Here is a 16,869-nt window from a genome sequence, read left to right on the forward strand (position 1 = left end):
GGGGTTTTTTATTGTCTGAAGAAAAGGAGAACGCTACTTCTTTCCGGCCAGCAGCGCCTGGAGATCGGTTTTCAGGGTCGACATCTGACTGGCGTACTTCTCTTTATGTTCCGCATCTTCAATCAGCTGCACGATGGTTTCTGACAGAGTTTTCCCGCGTCGCTGGGCAAGGCCAGCCAGACGCTGCCAGACCATAAACTCCAGATCGATCGACTTCTTACGGGTATGCTGGTGCTCAGCGTTGAAATGCCGCTTACGCCGCGCACGGATAGTCTGCTTCATTCGGTTCAGTAATGCAGGATTGATATGCTTTTCAATCCAGCTATTGACCAGAATGGGTTCATTTTCGAGGGTCAGCAATAAATCTACAGCTTCTTTTGCAGCACTGGCTTCGAGGTAGCACGTGATCAACTCCCCTTCACGGTGTTTTTTGACCAGATACTTCCATTTCCAGCCGCTTTCGAGATTTTCCAGTTGTTGGTATTTCATTGCGATCTCAGTGTGACCGTGTAACTGTGTTCAGAATATCAGTTTTTTGGCAATCTGCTGAAAAGAAATCATATCCTGTGACGCGCGGTAACGCATTCATGCCCGGAAACTCCCATTCCCTCATGTGCAGAGCCTGCGCCTTACGGTATACTCCATCGTTTTACATCTGACTAAAAAACATCAACTTTGACCATTACGAAACTTGCATGGCGTGACCTTGTTCCGGATACAGATAGCTATCAGGAACTGTTTGCACAGCCAGATCTCGCGAAAGAACACGAATACATCCTCAGCGACACTCAGCCCCGTTTGCATTACGCGCTGGAGCAGATGTTGAGCCCATGGACAACCTCACCATTCATGTTGTTGAAAGCGCCAGACGAAGCGGAGTATCTGAGTCTTCTGGCGGATGCCGTACGGCAGTTGCAGCCAGAAGCCGGAACGGTCTTTGGTGGTGAATACAGCATCAACGGCCACGCCGTTACCTTTGCACCCGCTACCGTACCCGATGGCCGTTTTGCTGTCACCGGCAACGTCATCCAGGCGGGCTGGACAGAAGCAGAGCAGTTGTTCGGCTGCTTGCGCCAGTTTAACGGTGAGTTGACCCTGCATCCTGGTCTGGTTCATCAGGCCAACGGCGGCGTGCTGATCATCTCCCTGCGTTCGCTGCTTGCACAGCCCCTGCTGTGGATGCGCCTGAAAAATATCGTTAGCCAGCAGCGCTTTGACTGGGTTGGCTGGGATGAGTCGCGCCCTCTTCCGGTCGCCGTGCCGTCGATGCCGCTCTCCCTGAAAGTCGTCCTGACAGGCGATCGCGAAGCGCTGGCTGATTTCCAGGAGATGGAGCCCGAGCTGGCTGATCAGGTGGTCTACAGCGAATTTGAAGACAGCACCCAAATTGCGGATGCCGAAGACATGCAGCAGTGGCTGCAGTGGGTTTACGCCGTCTGCCAACGCGCGCAGCTGCCAACGCCTGCTGCGGATGCATGGCCGGTGCTGATCCGCGAAGCGGTCCGCTATACCGGCGATCAGGAGACACTGCCGCTTTGCCCTCTCTGGCTTGGCAAGCAGCTGCGTGAAGCCGCTGCCATGACCGAAGACGATACGGTGAACGGCGAGCAGCTCTCCCAAATGCTGGTGCAGCGCGAGTGGCGCGAAGGCTATCTCGCCGATCGTATGCAGGATGAGATCCTGCTCGAGCAGATCCTGGTCGAAACCGAAGGCGAATGCGTGGGACAGATTAACGCCCTTTCGGTGATTGAATTCCCTGGCCATCCGCGCGCCTTTGGCGAGCCGTCGCGTATCAGTTGCGTGGTGCACATTGGTGACGGTGAATTTATCGATGTCGAACGTAAAGCAGAGCTGGGCGGGAACATTCATGCCAAGGGCATGATGATCATGCAGGCTTTCCTGATGTCGGAGCTACAGCTTGAGCAGCAGCTCCCGTTTACCGCCTCGCTGACCTTTGAGCAGTCCTACAGCGAAGTGGATGGCGACAGTGCGTCAATGGCTGAACTGTGCGCACTTATCAGCGCCCTGGCCGATGTGCCGGTGAATCAAAGCATTGCTATCACCGGCTCTGTAGACCAGTTTGGCCGCGCGCAGCCGGTCGGCGGGCTGAATGAGAAGATCGAAGGCTTCTTTAATATTTGCCAGCAGCGTGGGCTGAGCGGTAAACAGGGCGTGATCATTCCACTGGCGAACGTGCGCCACCTCAGCCTGAGTCAGGAGCTGCTGAAAGCGGTCGAAGAGGAACAATTCAGCCTCTGGGCCATCGAAGATATTGCTGATGCGCTACCCTTACTGACAAACCTGGTGTGGGATGCCGAAGGGCAGACATCACTGATGCAAACCATCCAGGAACGCATTGCGCAGGCAACGCAGCAGGAAGCACGTCATCGTTATCCCTGGCCGTTACGCTGGTTGAACTGGTTCACGCCAAACTGATCGGACTTGTTCAGCGTACACGTGTTAGCTATCCTGCGTCCTTCACTAAAATAAGGCTTACTGAGAACATGGTAGATAAACGCGAATCCTATACAAAAGAAGATCTTCTTGCCTCTGGTCGCGGTGAACTGTTTGGCGCTAAAGGCCCACAGTTACCGGCCCCGAACATGCTGATGATGGACCGTGTCGTGAAGATGACGGAAACCGGCGGCAACTTCGATAAGGGTTACGTAGAAGCAGAGCTCGATATCAACCCGGACCTGTGGTTCTTCGGTTGCCACTTTATTGGCGATCCGGTAATGCCAGGCTGCCTGGGCCTGGACGCAATGTGGCAGCTGGTTGGTTTCTACCTCGGCTGGCTCGGCGGCGAAGGCAAAGGCCGCGCCCTGGGCGTGGGCGAAGTGAAATTCACCGGTCAGGTTCTGCCGACCGCGAAGAAAGTCACCTATCGTATTCACTTCAAACGCATTGTTAACCGTCGCCTGATCATGGGCCTGGCGGATGGCGAAGTGCTGGTTGATGGTCGTCTGATCTACTCCGCAACTGACCTGAAAGTGGGTCTGTTCCAGGATACTTCCGCATTCTGATTTTTGCTTTTCTCAAAGCATAAAACAGCGAAACCTCCGCACTGCGGAGGTTTCTTTTCTTAAAGAGACGCTATCAAGCAAGTACTGCCCTGTCTCCGATGGCTTCTCGCCAGCCCCCTAACCATTGCGACCTTTGATTAATGGTCTGATAGGGACACATTTCTTTAGAACGTCCGGCGATGCCAGCCTGATAACCACGTTGATGAGCCCTTTCAAGGCGATCTCGTTTCTGTCTCTTCATGCCTCGTTTCCCTCATTATTTGATCTGGTGGAAAAGAAAACAGTGATTACAAAACATGCAATCACGACTAACGAATACCGCGAATCCCGCTTAGCGTCAATGCGCAAAATTCACGCCAGTGTCATAAATGTGACCTATACAAAAGTTCATTTGTACAAAAACTGTGATGCGGCACAAGTAACCGCCTGAGCTTCAAACGAAAAAAAAGCCGCAATTAGCATGACGCTAAATGCGGCCCGGTGCGATGAATTTTACTTATGGCTGACGGGAGATCTCCCTGGCAATACTGGCGGATTCCTGCGCCCAGCCCTGTGCCAGGACTTTCACCATCTCATCATAACCATCTTTCTGCTGTACCAGTTCCAGATGGAAAGGCCGCTTGATCAGCTGACCCTGATGGTTCAGTAGCCACTCTCCGCTGATGATCACCCTGCCATCATAACGCCCGTGGAAATTGGTCACGTTGACGTTGAGCGTATCCTGGTCGCTGCCCAACGGCTGCGACGCCACCACCCACCCCGGCAGCTGGCTGCCCAGATTGGCAACCAGCGTGTTGCGCAGCTGCTGATCCAGCGGGCTGGCCCACAGGTTGTTGTTGGCGATGACATACTGCACATCGCTGGTTTGATAGACCACGCCATTGCCGGCAAGGTAGTCAGGCACGGCCACCTGCTCTACCCACAGCAGGCGATTCCCCTGGCTGGCGATACTCTGCCCGCCCGCCTGCGCTGCCACCGGCAGCTGGTAGTAGCTCTTGTTCTCGGAAGAGCTACAGGCGGACAGGAGCGCCACTGCGGTGATAATTAGCCATTTTTTCATTATTTAGCCCCCTTCGGCTCAGGGTCCTTTTTGTCTTTTGCTTCGAATACCAGCGCATTGCTCTTCGTATTCAGCGTTTTCAGCACCGGCTGGAGTTCGCGCAGAACCTGATCGAGGCGCTGCATATCCGCCACCATCTTGTTGTACGCGGCGGAGCCCGGCTGGAAGCCCTGCATACTGCGGTTCAGCTCACGCAGGGTTTTCTGCATGTCCTGCGGCAGTTGCTGCATCGACTGGCTGGCGGTCAGCTTGTTCAGATTATCCAGCGTGGCCTGCAGACGGCGCATCGTCGCCTGGCTTTCGCTAAGCGTATTGGTGGCCTGCTGAATCATCGGATTGAGCGGCAGGCTGTTGATCTTATCCAGCGTCTCCATCAGACGCTGCTGGATCTGCGCCAGGCCACTGCTCACGGTCGGGATGATTTTATAGCCGCCAAACTCGCGGATCTCTTTAACCGGTGGCTCTTTCGGGAAGAAGTCCATATCCACGTACAGCGCTCCGGTCACCAGGTTACCGGTTTTGAGCGAGCCGCGCAGGCCACGCTTCATCAACCCGTCGATATGCTCAGCGATATCAGGCGTATCACCAACCTGATTAATCAGGCGCTCTGGCTCGATGCGGATCAGCACCGGAATACGGTAATCGTCATCGAGCACCTGACGCAGGCCCGGCGCGAAGAACGGCACCTTACCGACGGTTCCGAGACGGATACCACGGAATTCAACCGGCGCGCCCGGCTGCAGGCCGCGGACCGAATCCTTGAAGAACATCAGGTAGTCGATATGGTCGGTATAGAGCGAATCCTGAATGCTCTTCTGATCGTCATAGAGCCTGAACGCGGTCTGTTGCGCCACCGGCTGGCCTTGATCCATGCCTTCCGGCACGTCAAAGCTCACTCCGCCGCCGAACAGCGTGGAGAGGGAACCCATCTCGACGCGCATGCCTGCGGAGGTTAAGTCAACGGCGATGCCGCTATCCTTCCAGAAGCGTACATTGCCGGTGACCAGGCGATCGTTTGGCGCACTGATAAACAGCTGATAGCTGATGGTGCGCTTCTGGGCGTCGAAGGTGCTGGTTTCCACCGATCCCACACGATAACCGCGGAACAGCACCGGATCGCCCGGGCTGAGCTGGCCCGCTTTTTTACTGTCGAGGGTTATACGGATGCCCTTCGCATCCGGCGGCGCCAGCGGCGGAGAGTCCAGCAGCTGATAATTCTCCGGCTGCGAGCCCTTTTTCCCCGGCTGAAGTTCGATGTAAGCTCCGGATAACAGGGTACCCAGACCGCTAATGCCTTCACGGCCCACCTGCGGTTTCACCACCCAGAATACCGAGTCGCCATGGAGCAGCTTTTCCATGCCAGCATTGAGGCGGGCTTTAATTTCTACATGCGTCAGATCGTCGGTCAGGGTGGCGCTTTCGACAACGCCCACATCCACGCTGCGGCTTTTGATGGTGGTTTTACCGCCCTCAATGCCCTCGGCGTTGGTGGTGATGAGCGTTACTTCCGGGCCCTGATGGCTGTAATGATAAAACAGGATCCATGCACCGATCAGCGCCGTCACGATGGGAAAAATCCACACCGGCGACCAGTTTCTGACCTTCTGCACTTTCGCCTCTCCACTCTTATTTTCCATGCTTTTATTCATCCTCATGGCTCGGCTCTGACTCACGATCCCACGATAACCGCGGATCGAAGGTCATGGCCGCAAACATGGTCATAATAACGACCAATGCAAACATCACCGCTCCGATGGCGGGATAGATGCTCATTAATCCTCCCATACGCACCAGCGCAGAGAGTACGGCAATCACAAACACGTCAATCATTGACCAGCGTCCGACAAACTCCACAACCTCATAAATCAGATGCATGCGCTCGCTGTCGCGCTTGCCGTGCCCTTTGGCATCCCAGCAGAGCCAGGCAATGGCAATCATTTTGAGCGTCGGGACCATGATGCTGGCGATAAAGATCACCAGCGCCACCGGATAGGAGCCTTCCCCCCACAGCAACACCACTCCGGCCATGATGGTCGACGGCATTTTGTCGCCCAGTAGATCGGTGATCATAATCGGCAGAATGTTGGCGGGAAGATAGAGAATCATCGACGTGATAAGCAGCGCCATCGTCCACTGCAGGCTGTTTTTACGCCGCACGTGCCCTTTAGTTTCGCAGCGCGGGCAGATCTCCTGGTTGGCCGGGAGGATAGCCGTGCAGCACGGACACAGGCGCAGATTCTGATTAATACCCGGTACCCCGGCTTTCAGCGTCTGATGCAGTACGGGCGCAGGGGCGATGTCGTCCCACGCCCAGCGGCGATCAACGCACTGAAAAGCGCGTAACTGGAGGATGCAATACAGGCACCAGGGGATAAAGCTGAGGCCCACTCCGACATCACCGTAGGCCATCAGCTTAACGAAGCTCACCAGAATACCGGCGAGGAAGATCTCCGCCATTCCCCAGCTTTTTAACTGGAAGAGGATCCGCGCCAGCCTGATTTTCAGCGCCATAGGCATCACGACGCGGTTGACGAGCAGCAGGATCACCACCAGGCAAAATGCCGGGACGATCTGAACGAAGAGCATAAAGAACGTGCCGAGGCTGGCGTAATCTTCTGAGAACATCACGCCGGGTATCTCCAGCAAATGCACTTCGCTGGTGATGCCCCCCACTTTCATATAAATGAAAGGAAAGAGGTTGGAGAGTAACAGCATGAACAGCGCAGCAAAAGCATACGCGGTGGGACGCTGCCGCGGCGCGTCCCACTCAGTTGTCAGCGTTGTCCCGCAGCGCGGGCATGCCGCTTTGTGCCCATGCTCGAGCGCGGGAAGCGCCACGAGCATGTCGCACTGTGAGCATAAAATATGCCGATCGGCATGGTGATGTTCACACATACTGGCTCCATGGTTAACTTATGCGCCGTTTTTCAGAGCCTCAAGATATTCCCAGCGTTCAAATGCTTCTTCCAGCGCCTGCTCAGCCTGGGCCATATCGGCCAGGACTTTTTGAGTATAGTCATGCGGCTGGCTAAAGAATGACGCGTCGGCCACCTGAGCCTGCAAACTTTCCAGACTGGCTTCGAGCTCTTCCAGACGCAGCGGCAGGCCTTCCAGTTCGCGCTGAAGGTTATAGCTTAATTTATTACTGCCGCGTTTGATGTTTTCTGCTTTTGTAACAGCAACTTCCGCTTCAACCTTCGCTTTTGACTGTTTTGTCGCCTGCGATTGCGCCTGCTGTCCGCGGGCATCATGGTAGCCGCCCACATACTGACCAATGCGGCCCTGGCCTTCAAAGATCCAGCACTCGGTGACGGTGTTATCCACGAACTGACGATCGTGGCTCACCAACATCACGGTTCCCTGATAACTATCAATCAGTTCTTCCAGAAGTTCCAGCGTTTCGACATCAAGATCGTTGGTCGGTTCGTCAAGGATCAGCAGGTTGCTGGGTTTCAGGAACAAACGCGCCAGTAACAGGCGGTTACGCTCCCCACCGGAGAGGGCGCGCACCGGGGTCATTGCCCGTTTCGGATGGAACAGGAAGTCCTGCAGATAGCCCAGCACGTGGCGCGGCTTACCGTTCACCATCACTTCCTGCTTACCTTCGGCAAGGTTGTCCATCACCGTTCTGTCCGGGTCCAGCTCTGCGCGGTGCTGGTCGAAGTAGGCGACTTCCAGCTTGGTTCCGCAGTGGATGCGGCCGCTATCGGCCTTAAGTTGATCCAGCATCAGCTTCAGCAGCGTGGTCTTACCGCAGCCGTTCGGGCCGATAAGGGCGATTTTGTCCCCGCGCTGCACCTGGGCGGAGAAGTCCTTCACCAGCACTTTGCCATCAACCTGGTAGTTGACGTGTTCCATCTCGAAGACGATTTTGCCTGAGCGGCTCGCCTCTTCGACCTGCATCTTCGCGCTGCCCATCACTTCGCGGCGTTCACTGCGCTCGCGGCGCATCGCTTTCAGGGCGCGAACGCGACCTTCGTTACGGGTACGACGTGCTTTAATACCCTGACGGATCCACACCTCTTCCTGGGCGAGTTTGCGGTCGAACTCGGCATTTTGCAGCTCCTCAACGCGCAGGTTTTCCTCTTTCTCCAGCAGGTAGGTGTCGTAGTCGCCGGGATAGGTCACCAGCTTGCCGCGATCGAGATCGACAATGCGGGTCGCCATGTTGCGAATAAACGAACGGTCGTGCGAGATAAAGATGATGGTGCCGTTGAAGGTTTTCAGGAACCCTTCCAGCCAGTCGATGGTTTCGATATCCAGGTGGTTCGTCGGTTCATCGAGCAGCAGCACTTTCGGCCCGCTGACCAGCGCCCGGCCCAGCGCGGCCTTACGCAGCCAGCCGCCGGAGAGCGAGCCCAGCGGCATGTCCGCTTCCAGACCTAATTGCGCCAGCACTTCGTTGATGCGGTTTTCCAGCTGCCACAGGCCGTGGTGATCCAGCAGCTCCTGCAGGCGCGCCATCTCATTGAGGTTTTTGGTGCTCGGGTCGGTCATGACCAGATGCGAGATCTCGTGATAGCTCTTCAGATACTCGGCCTGCTCTTCGATGCCTTCGGCAACAAAGTCGTAGACGCTGCCCTGAACGTTACGCGGCGGATCCTGTTGCAGACGCGCCACAATCAGATCCTGTTCATAGATAATGCGCCCGTCGTCCAGCCCCTGCTCGCGATTCAGGATCTTCATCAGCGTCGATTTACCGGCGCCGTTACGGCCTACCAGACAGACACGTTCGTTATCTTCGATATGCAGTTCAGCATTATCGAGAAGCGGCGCGTCGCTGAACGACAGCCACGCCCCATGCATACTAATTAATGACATTTACTTTTCCTTTCAGGCCGCGGTAATCAGCCAGCAGTTGTGGATCTGACGGTTACGGGCAAAATCCTGGGACAGGGTTTTTTGACTGATCTCTTGTGCTTTCAGCCCCAGTTTTTCCAGCCCTTCGTGATCCATGCGGAATCCGCGTTTGTTGTTCGAGAACATGATGGTGCCGCCTTTACGCAGCATACGTTTCAGGTCTTTCATCAGCGTTAAATGGTCGCGCTGGACATCAAAAGACTCTTCCATGCGTTTGGAGTTGGAGAAGGTTGGCGGATCGATAAAGATCAGATCGAACTGCTCTTCAGATTCACGCAGCCAGCCCAGCACATCGGCCTGCAGCAGACGGTGCGCGCGGCCGGTCAGGCCGTTGAGGCGCAGGTTGCGCTCTGCCCACTCCAGATAGGTGCGGGACATGTCCACGGTAGTGGTGGTACGCGCGCCGCCCAGACCCGCGTGCACGCTGGCGCTGCCGGTATAGGAGAAGAGGTTCAGGAAGTCCTTGCCTTTGCTCATCTGACCCAGCATACGACGGGCGATGCGGTGGTCGAGGAACAGGCCGGTATCGAGATAGTCGGTGAGGTTCACCCACAGGCGCGCGTTGTATTCGCCCACTTCGATAAACTCGCCCTTGCTGTTCATCTTTTCGTACTGGTTTTTGCCTTTCTGACGCTCACGGGTTTTGAGGATCAGCTTGTTCGGGGCAATATTCAGCACGCTGATGGTCGCGGCAATAATATCCAGCATACGCTGACGGGCTTTCTGCGGATCGATGGTTTTCGGCGGAGCATACTCCTGCACCACCACCCAGTCGCCGTAACGGTCGACCGCCACGTTATACTCCGGCAGATCGGCGTCATACAGGCGATAGCATTCGATGCCTTCCTGCTTCGCCCATTTTTCAAATTTCTTCAGGTTCTTACGCAGACGGTTAGCGTAATCTTCCGCGATGCTGGACGGCTTGCTGTCGGCCTCTTTCTCGGCCAGATGGTAGTTCTTCTGCACGCAGTCCAGCGGGCCGTTTTTGGCTTTGAACTGGCGCTCGGCGCGCAGCTGCAGGCAGCTCAGCAGCTCTGGCGAGGCGCTGAACAGGGAGAGATTCCAGCCGCCAAACAGATCCTTCATGGTGCGCCCAAGCAGGCTGTGCAGGGCAATCAGCGCTGGCTCGCTGTCCAGGCGTTCGCCGTAAGGCGGGTTGCTGATCACCGTGCCGTACGGGCCTTTTGGCAGCGGATTAGTGAGCTGAGAAACGTCTTTTACCTCGAAGGCAATCAGATCGCCGATCCCGGCGCGACGGGCGTTGCTGCGCGCGCGTTCAATCACGCGGGCGTCGCTGTCAGAGCCGTAGAAGCGGGATTCATAGGCCGCCAGCCCTGCACGGGCGCGGGTCTGGGCTTCGGCTTTCACTTCCTGCCAGACTGCTTCGTCGTGATGTGCCCAGCCTTTGAAACCCCACGCGCCACGATGCAGGCCCGGCGCACGGTCGGTCGCCAGCATCGCCGCTTCGATCAGCAGCGTGCCGGAACCACACATGGGATCCAGCAGCGGCGTGCCCGGCTGCCAGCCGGAACGCATCACGATGGCGGCCGCCAGGTTCTCTTTGATTGGCGCGATACCGGCACGATCGCGGTAGCCGCGCTGGTGCAGGCCTTCGCCACAGAGATCCAGCGCAATGCTGGCAATCTCTTTATTCAGGCGAACGTTGATACGCAGATCCGGGTTTTCACGATCGACGTTAGGACGCTCCAGATTTTTACGGGTGAAGCAGTCGACGATGGCATCTTTAACCTTCAGCGCGCCGTACTGACTGTTGCGGATCTCGTCATTCAGGCCGCTGAAGTGGACGGCAAAAGTGGCGCCCGGCGCAAAAATCTCTGTCCAGTCGATAGTCTGCACGCCCAGGTAAAGATCGAGATCGCTGTAAACCTTGCACTCTCTCATCGGCAACATGATGCGTGAGGCCAGGCGACTCCACATCAGGCTCTGGTAAATAAGCCGTGTGTCGCCCTGAAAATGGACACCACCCTGAACCACCTGGCACTCTTGCGCACCCAGGCTTTCCAGTTCAGTTTTTAACAGCTCTTCCAGCCCACGGGCCGTACTGGCAAACAGAGAATTCATATCGTCACTTTTACTCTAAGAAAATTGCTGCGCATTATAGCCAATCTGGGCTCTATGTCATAAAGTTGAGGGCTTATTTTCATTTTAGGGGGCGGTGCCGTGGCGACGTTATCCAGGCTTTTCATTCATCCGGTTAAATCCATGCGCGGTATTGGGCTCACTCATGCCCTTGCAGACATGAGCGGCTTTGCCTTTGACCGCATTTTTATGGTCACCGAACCGGACGGCACGTTCATTACCGCACGCCAGTTCCCGCAAATGGTTCGCTTCACGCCGGTGCCGGTGCATGACGGTCTGCATCTCACCGCGCCGGATGGTTCCAGTAGTATCGTCCGCTTCAGCGACTTTGCGCCAGCAGACGCCCCCACCGAAGTCTGGGGCAACCACTTTACCGCCCGCATTGCCCCGGACGAGATTAACCGCTGGCTGAGCGAGTTCTTTTCGCGCCCGGTTCAGCTCCGTTGGGTAGGTCCTGAGCTGACGCGCCGCGTGGAGAAGTTTGCCGCAGTGCCGCTGTCGTTTGCCGACGGGTTCCCCTTCCTGCTGACCAACGAGGCCTCGCTGCGCGATCTGCAACAGCGCTGCCCGGCCAGCGTGCAGATGGAGCAGTTCCGCCCTAACCTGGTGGTGACCGGCGCGGCCGCGTGGGAAGAAGACAACTGGAAAACGATCCGCATCGGCGACGTGATTTTCGATGTGGTGAAACCGTGCAGCCGCTGCATCTTTACCACCGTCAGCCCGGAAAAGGGGCAGAAGCACCCGGCCGGTGAACCGCTGAAGACCCTGCAATCCTTCCGCACCGCGCAGGATAACGGCGATGTCGATTTTGGGCAGAACCTGATCCCACGCTCCAGCGGGGTGATCCGCGTGGGCGATGAGGTGGAGATCCTCTCGACCGGGCCGGGCCGTATCTACGGGGCAGGCGCCGAAGAAGAGCCCACTGAAGTGGAAACCCAGCCCGCAACGGCGGTGACTATCCAGTGGCAGGGACAGACCATTCGCGGCAACAATCAGCAGGTGTTACTGGAGCAGCTTGAACAGGCCGGTATTCGCGTGCCCTATTCCTGTCGTGCGGGGATCTGCGGATGCTGCCGCATCACGCTGGTAGAAGGTGAAGTGAGTGCACTGAAGAAATCGGCCATTGGCAGCGACGGCACCATTCTGTGCTGCAGCTGCGTACCTAAAACGTCGTTACAGCTCGAAGCCTAAACGGCCTGCTCGAGGCTGAAGCTGACCGGTTGCGGTTTCAGCCTGTCGTTCATCACTTTAATCGGGTCCCCCAGCTGCATGGTGCGCCCGGCGATAGTTACCGCTGGCTGCGCCAGTAAACAGAGCGCGGCGTTATCGCCTGGCTCGACCACCAGCAAATTCACCTGCTCGGCATTCTCGCTCAGGCTGACGCACGCGGCATCACCGGTGACCGGCGTCCAGCGCCCACCGTGGGCAAGAAAGTGCCAGCTTTTTGGCATCTGAGGTTTAAGGAAGCGGATCGCCACCAGCGCATTGAGCACCAGTTCGGCGCGTTGTTCTTTAGAGAGGTCCAGATCCCGACATTTCTCTTCAAAGGAGAAATAGAGCGCGGCATCGTCGACGCAAAAACCGGTATCGGCAAAGGCATCCGGGGTTAACATCCGGCGGGCAAAACGCGAGCGGAACAGCATACCATTAGCCAGATCGAGCATCATACGATCGTGCTCTTCGCAGAAATACCATCGCCAGTTATCGTCAGGTTTAATTCGCATCTGTCTCTCCCGTTCCCGAAACGTCCTGTAGTAAGAAAGTCCTTATTGCCGCTTCGCTTTTTTAACTTCAATAATAAAAGACTACAATGTCTAATAAAGCAACAGTCCGGGAATATAAAACAACCAGAGCTGGAAATAAAGCCCTGGTTGTCAATAGCGATAAAAGATTAGATATGATTAACGATTTCTTTAATCAGCGGCGGGCCTTTAAAAATAAAGCCTGAATATATCTGAACAAGCGAAGCGCCAGCGGCCATTTTTTCCCGGGCAGCCATCACCGAATCAATCCCGCCCACGCCAATAATCGGCAGGCGACCCATTAACTCCTGCGACAGGCGACGGATAATTTCGGTGCTTTTTAACTGTACCGGACGTCCGCTCAACCCACCCATTTCGTCGCAATGTTTCATCCCCTGAACCAGGGAACGATCGAGCGTAGTATTGGTGGCAATAACGCCATCAATATTATGGCGAACTAAACTGTCGGCTACCTGAATCAGCTCTTCTTCTGTCAGATCCGGGGCAATTTTAACGGCCACCGGGACATATTTATGGTGCGTCGCCTGCAGTTCATTTTGCTTATTTTTGATGCCGACCAATAAGTCATCCAGCGCTTCACCGTATTGCAGGGTGCGCAGACCCGGGGTGTTAGGCGAGGAGATATTCACCGCAATATACCCGGCGTAAGCATAGACTTTCTCCATACAGATCAGATAGTCATCTTTGCCCTGCTCTACCGGCGTGTCTTTATTTTTGCCGATATTAATGCCTAATACGCCGTCGAAATGGGCTTTCTTCACATTCTCGACCAGGTGATCGACGCCGAGATTATTGAACCCCATGCGGTTGATCAGCCCTTCGGCCTCGACCAGGCGGAACAGGCGCGGCTTGTCGTTACCCGGCTGCGGACGCGGCGTGACGGTGCCAATTTCAATGGAGCCGAAGCCCATCGCACCCAGCGCATCAATACATTCGCCATTTTTATCCAGACCTGCCGCCAGACCCAGAGGGTTTTTAAAAGTTAACCCCATGCAGGTGACCGGCTTGTCCATCACTTTCTGGCGCACCAGCGCTTCGAGCGGGGTTCCTGTAATACGGCGTAATTGCTGGAATGTAAATTCATGAGCGCGCTCAGGATCGAGCTGGAAAAGGGCTTTACGAACGAAGGGGTAGTACATGAACTCTCCTGGATTCCCGGTGTGCAAACCGGGGGCGTATTATCTGCGATCGCAGCGGGAAAGGGAATTGACCTGAGGCAAAAAAAGCCGCATGCCGCGCAATCGTTTACTTTTCATCCCTCCTTTATTCATTTTCTGGCATTTCACTTGCGGATAAATCATTTAGTGGAATAAGCCAGCGGTGCCACACTGCCAACAAATGTTATCAATGTTAGATAAAAGAAAACAATTGGTTATAAGGAGCATGTATGCGCGTCATTACGTTGGCCGGCAGTCCGCGATTCCCTTCCCGCTCCAGCGCGCTGCTGGAGTATGCCAGGGAGCAGCTTACCTCTCTGGATGTGGAGGTGTTCCACTGGAATCTGCACAACTTCGCCCCGGAAGATCTGCTCTATGCCCGCTTCGACAGCCCGGCGTTAAAAACCCTCAATGAACAACTGAAGGATGCCGATGGGCTGATTGTCGCCACCCCGGTCTATAAAGCCTCGTTTTCCGGTGCGCTGAAAACCCTGCTGGACCTGCTTCCGGAGCGCGCGCTGGAGAGCAAAATCGTGCTGCCGCTGGCGACGGGCGGCACTGTGGCCCACCTGCTGGCGGTGGATTACGCCCTGAAACCGGTGCTCAACGCCCTGAAAGCCCAGGAGATCCTCCACGGCGTGTTTGCCGACGATTCTCAGGTGATCGACTACCAGCACAAGCCGCACTTTACCCCGAACCTGCAAACCCGCCTCGACAGCGCGCTGGAGACCTTCTGGCAGGCGCTGCATCGCCGCGACGTCGAGGTTCCTGCCTTTGGCCTTCAGAAAGGAGTCGCCCATGTTTAAATCTCTTGTCCGCCTCAGCCTGGCAGGCCTGGTGGCCCTCTCTGGCCTGGCGCATGCCGCTGAGCCCGCCCCTGAAAGCCTGCGTATTGGTTACCAGAAAGGCAGCGTCAGCATGGTGCTGGCGAAAAGCCATCAGTTGCTGGAAAAACACTACCCGGACACCAGATTCTCATGGGTGGAGTTCCCGGCAGGCCCGCAGATGCTCGAGGCGCTGAACGTGGGCAGTATCGATCTGGGCAGTACCGGTGACATCCCGCCGATCTTCGCTCAGGCCGCCGGGGCGGATCTGGTCTACGTTGGCGTTGAACCGCCAAAGCCCAAAGCCGAAGTGATCCTGGTGCCTGAAAACAGCCCGATTAAAACCGTGGCGGATCTTAAAGGCCATAAAGTGGCGTTCCAGAAGGGTTCCAGCTCGCACAATCTTTTATTGCGTGCCCTGCAGCAGGCGGGCCTGACCTTTAAAGATATTCAGCCGGTTTATCTTTCCCCGGCGGATGCCCGCGCCGCCTTCCAGCAAAATAACGTCGATGCCTGGGCTATCTGGGATCCCTACTACTCTGCCGCCCTGCTGCAGGGTGGCGTGAAGGTACTGAAAGACGGTGAAACCCTGAAACAGACCGGCTCCTTCTACCTTGCCGCGCGTCCTTATGCGGAGAAAAACGGCGCATTTGTTCAGGACGTACTGAATACCTTCAGCGAGGCAGACGCCCTTACCCAGAGTCAGCGTCAGGCCAGTATCGCACTGCTGGCTAAAACGATGGGTCTTCCGGAGCCGGTCATTGCCTCCTACCTTGACCATCGCCCGCCAACCGTCATCAAACCGGTGGATGCCAAAACCGCCGTGTTACAGCAGCAAACCGCCGACCTGTTTTACGAGAACCGCCTGGTACCGAAAAAAATCGATATTCGCGACCGCATCTGGCCCCCCACTTCCTCTAAAGGAGATAAGTCATGAGTCTGAATCTGTTCTGGTTTTTACCTACCCACGGTGATGGTCACTATCTTGGCACCGAAGAGGGCGCCCGCCCGGTGGATCATGCTTATCTTCAGCAGATCGCCCAGGCCGCAGATCGGATTGGCTTTACCGGGGTGCTGATCCCCACCGGGCGCTCCTGCGAGGATGCGTGGCTGGTGGCGGCGTCGATGATCCCGGTAACCCAGCGCCTGAAGTTTCTGGTGGCCCTGCGTCCAAGCGTGACCTCCCCGACGGTGGCCGCACGCCAGGCCGCGACGCTGGATCGTCTGTCGAACGGACGCGCTCTGTTTAACCTGGTCACCGGCAGCGATCCGCAGGAGCTGGCGGGCGACGGCGTCTTCCTGGATCACACCGAGCGGTATGAAGCCTCTTCTGAGTTCACCCACGTCTGGCGTCGTCTGCTGGAGGGGGAGAACGTGACCTTCGAGGGCAAGCATATTCATGTCCGTGATGCTCAACTCTTCTTCCCGCCGGTTCAGCAGCCGCGTCCACCGCTCTATTTTGGTGGTTCGTCCGACGTTGCCCAGGACCTGGCTGCCGAACAGGTGGATCTCTACCTCACCTGGGGCGAGCCGCCGGCGCTGGTAAAAGAGAAGATTGAGCAGGTGCGCGCCAAAGCCGCGGCCCACGGTCGTAAGGTCCGCTTCGGGATCCGCCTGCACGTGATTGTCCGCGAAACCAATGAAGAGGCGTGGCAGGCCGCCGACCGTCTGATCTCCCATCTGGACGATGCGACCATTGCCAAAGCGCAGGCCGCCTTTGCCCGCACCGATTCTGTCGGGCAGCACCGGATGGCCTCCCTGCACAACGGCAAGCGAGAAAACCTGGAGATCAGCCCGAACCTGTGGGCGGGCGTGGGGCTGGTGCGCGGCGGCGCGGGGACCGCGCTGGTGGGCGATGGCCCGACGGTGGCGGCGCGTATTAATGAATATGCAGACCTTGGTATCGACAGCTTTATTCTTTCCGGTTATCCGCATCTGGAAGAGGCCTGGAAGGTGGGGGAACTGCTGTTCCCGCATCTGGATGTCGCCATCCCGGAAATCCCGCAGCCGCAGCGGCTGTTGAAGCAGGGCGAAGCGGTCGCTAACGAATTTATCCCGCGTAAAGTCGCCCAGAGCTAAGGA

15 protein-coding genes are annotated in these 16,869 nt (G+C 56.5%); 6 read left to right on the top strand and 9 right to left on the bottom strand.

The window, feature by feature from the left end; translation table 11 throughout:
• Positions 1-33: 33 nt before the first annotated feature.
• Positions 34-489, bottom strand: a complete 456-nt coding sequence (gene matP / locus FFB58_RS06685) for a macrodomain Ter protein MatP (protein WP_039029443.1) — start codon at positions 487-489, stop codon at positions 34-36.
• Positions 490-675: 186 nt separating this feature from the next.
• Between matP and FFB58_RS06690 the strand changes: the two genes are divergently transcribed.
• Together FFB58_RS06690 and fabA are read left to right on the top strand one after the other, a co-directional pair.
• Entirely contained in the window at positions 676-2,436 is a 1,761-nt protein-coding gene (locus tag FFB58_RS06690; protein ID WP_138369421.1) for a Lon protease family protein, read from the top strand.
• Between the two features lie 68 nt (positions 2,437-2,504).
• On the top strand, positions 2,505-3,023 hold the full coding sequence (fabA, locus tag FFB58_RS06695; protein ID WP_039029445.1) for a bifunctional 3-hydroxydecanoyl-ACP dehydratase/trans-2-decenoyl-ACP isomerase: 519 nt from the start codon (positions 2,505-2,507) through the stop codon (positions 3,021-3,023).
• Between the two features lie 73 nt (positions 3,024-3,096).
• On the opposite strand, the gene rmf is transcribed toward fabA, so the two are convergent.
• The 6 genes from rmf to rlmKL form a co-directional block, all read right to left on the bottom strand.
• The gene (gene rmf / locus FFB58_RS06700; RefSeq protein ID WP_032617397.1) at positions 3,097-3,264 is read right to left on the bottom strand and encodes a ribosome modulation factor; all 168 of its coding nucleotides are present in this window, start codon (positions 3,262-3,264) and stop codon (positions 3,097-3,099) included.
• 255 nt (positions 3,265-3,519) lie between these two features.
• Positions 3,520-4,083, bottom strand: coding sequence for a membrane integrity-associated transporter subunit PqiC (gene pqiC, locus FFB58_RS06705; RefSeq protein WP_039029446.1), 564 nt, complete (start codon positions 4,081-4,083; stop codon positions 3,520-3,522).
• Entirely contained in the window at positions 4,083-5,720 is a 1,638-nt protein-coding gene (gene pqiB / locus FFB58_RS06710) for an intermembrane transport protein PqiB (protein ID WP_138369422.1), read from the bottom strand. Before pqiB ends, pqiC begins: the two co-directional genes overlap by 1 nt.
• A 4-nt stretch (positions 5,721-5,724) precedes the next feature.
• On the bottom strand, positions 5,725-6,978 hold the full coding sequence (pqiA, locus tag FFB58_RS06715; protein WP_039029448.1) for a membrane integrity-associated transporter subunit PqiA: 1,254 nt from the start codon (positions 6,976-6,978) through the stop codon (positions 5,725-5,727).
• A gap of 18 nt (positions 6,979-6,996) precedes the next feature.
• A complete protein-coding gene (locus tag FFB58_RS06720; protein WP_039029449.1) occupies positions 6,997-8,904 on the bottom strand; it encodes an ABC transporter ATP-binding protein in 1,908 nt (635 codons plus the stop codon).
• A 12-nt stretch (positions 8,905-8,916) separates the two neighbouring features.
• A complete protein-coding gene (rlmKL, locus tag FFB58_RS06725) occupies positions 8,917-11,025 on the bottom strand; it encodes a bifunctional 23S rRNA (guanine(2069)-N(7))-methyltransferase RlmK/23S rRNA (guanine(2445)-N(2))-methyltransferase RlmL (RefSeq protein ID WP_039029450.1) in 2,109 nt (702 codons plus the stop codon).
• A gap of 99 nt (positions 11,026-11,124) precedes the next feature.
• Here rlmKL and FFB58_RS06730 point away from each other — a divergent pair, with 99 nt between their 5' ends.
• Entirely contained in the window at positions 11,125-12,234 is a 1,110-nt protein-coding gene (locus FFB58_RS06730) for a YcbX family protein (protein WP_138369423.1), read from the top strand.
• On the opposite strand, the gene zapC is transcribed toward FFB58_RS06730, so the two are convergent.
• Complete coding sequence (gene zapC, locus FFB58_RS06735; RefSeq protein ID WP_039029452.1) at positions 12,231-12,767, bottom strand: cell division protein ZapC; 537 nt, start codon at positions 12,765-12,767, stop codon at positions 12,231-12,233. The genes FFB58_RS06730 and zapC overlap by 4 nt on opposite strands.
• 167 nt (positions 12,768-12,934) lie before the next feature.
• Entirely contained in the window at positions 12,935-13,945 is a 1,011-nt protein-coding gene (pyrD, locus tag FFB58_RS06740; protein ID WP_138369424.1) for a quinone-dependent dihydroorotate dehydrogenase, read from the bottom strand.
• Between the two features lie 248 nt (positions 13,946-14,193).
• Between pyrD and ssuE the strand changes: the two genes are divergently transcribed.
• From ssuE to ssuD, 3 genes are read left to right on the top strand one after another with little or no spacing between them, the layout of a single operon-like run.
• Positions 14,194-14,769 (top strand): NADPH-dependent FMN reductase, encoded by a 576-nt coding sequence (gene ssuE / locus FFB58_RS06745; protein WP_138369425.1) that lies wholly within the window; start codon positions 14,194-14,196, stop codon positions 14,767-14,769.
• The gene (locus tag FFB58_RS06750; protein ID WP_138369426.1) at positions 14,762-15,724 is read left to right on the top strand and encodes a sulfonate ABC transporter substrate-binding protein; all 963 of its coding nucleotides are present in this window, start codon (positions 14,762-14,764) and stop codon (positions 15,722-15,724) included. Before ssuE ends, FFB58_RS06750 begins: the two co-directional genes overlap by 8 nt.
• Entirely contained in the window at positions 15,721-16,866 is a 1,146-nt protein-coding gene (gene ssuD / locus FFB58_RS06755) for an FMNH2-dependent alkanesulfonate monooxygenase (RefSeq protein WP_138369427.1), read from the top strand. The genes FFB58_RS06750 and ssuD overlap by 4 nt, the downstream gene beginning before the upstream one ends.
• Positions 16,867-16,869: the final 3 nt, after the last annotated feature.

Origin of the sequence: Enterobacter sp. MF024 (assembly GCF_005843915.1) — a bacterium.
Lineage (GTDB): Bacteria > Pseudomonadota > Gammaproteobacteria > Enterobacterales > Enterobacteriaceae > Enterobacter > Enterobacter barmai.

Excerpts from the sequence above, each read along its gene's own strand:
- FFB58_RS06750 (WP_138369426.1), top strand. The coding sequence starts at position 14,762 with ATGTTTAAATCTCTTGTCCGCCTCAGCCTGGCAGGCCTGGTGGCCCTC.
- FFB58_RS06720 (WP_039029449.1), bottom strand. The coding sequence starts at position 8,904 with ATGTCATTAATTAGTATGCATGGGGCGTGGCTGTCGTTCAGCGACGCG.
- pqiB (WP_138369422.1), bottom strand. The coding sequence starts at position 5,720 with ATGGAAAATAAGAGTGGAGAGGCGAAAGTGCAGAAGGTCAGAAACTGG.
- ssuE (WP_138369425.1), top strand. The coding sequence starts at position 14,194 with ATGCGCGTCATTACGTTGGCCGGCAGTCCGCGATTCCCTTCCCGCTCC.
- matP (WP_039029443.1), bottom strand. The coding sequence starts at position 489 with ATGAAATACCAACAACTGGAAAATCTCGAAAGCGGCTGGAAATGGAAG.
- pyrD (WP_138369424.1), bottom strand. The coding sequence starts at position 13,945 with ATGTACTACCCCTTCGTTCGTAAAGCCCTTTTCCAGCTCGATCCTGAG.
- pqiC (WP_039029446.1), bottom strand. The coding sequence starts at position 4,083 with ATGAAAAAATGGCTAATTATCACCGCAGTGGCGCTCCTGTCCGCCTGT.
- ssuD (WP_138369427.1), top strand. The coding sequence starts at position 15,721 with ATGAGTCTGAATCTGTTCTGGTTTTTACCTACCCACGGTGATGGTCAC.
- rlmKL (WP_039029450.1), bottom strand. The coding sequence starts at position 11,025 with ATGAATTCTCTGTTTGCCAGTACGGCCCGTGGGCTGGAAGAGCTGTTA.
- pqiA (WP_039029448.1), bottom strand. The coding sequence starts at position 6,978 with ATGTGTGAACATCACCATGCCGATCGGCATATTTTATGCTCACAGTGC.
- fabA (WP_039029445.1), top strand. The coding sequence starts at position 2,505 with ATGGTAGATAAACGCGAATCCTATACAAAAGAAGATCTTCTTGCCTCT.
- zapC (WP_039029452.1), bottom strand. The coding sequence starts at position 12,767 with ATGCGAATTAAACCTGACGATAACTGGCGATGGTATTTCTGCGAAGAG.
- rmf (WP_032617397.1), bottom strand. The coding sequence starts at position 3,264 with ATGAAGAGACAGAAACGAGATCGCCTTGAAAGGGCTCATCAACGTGGT.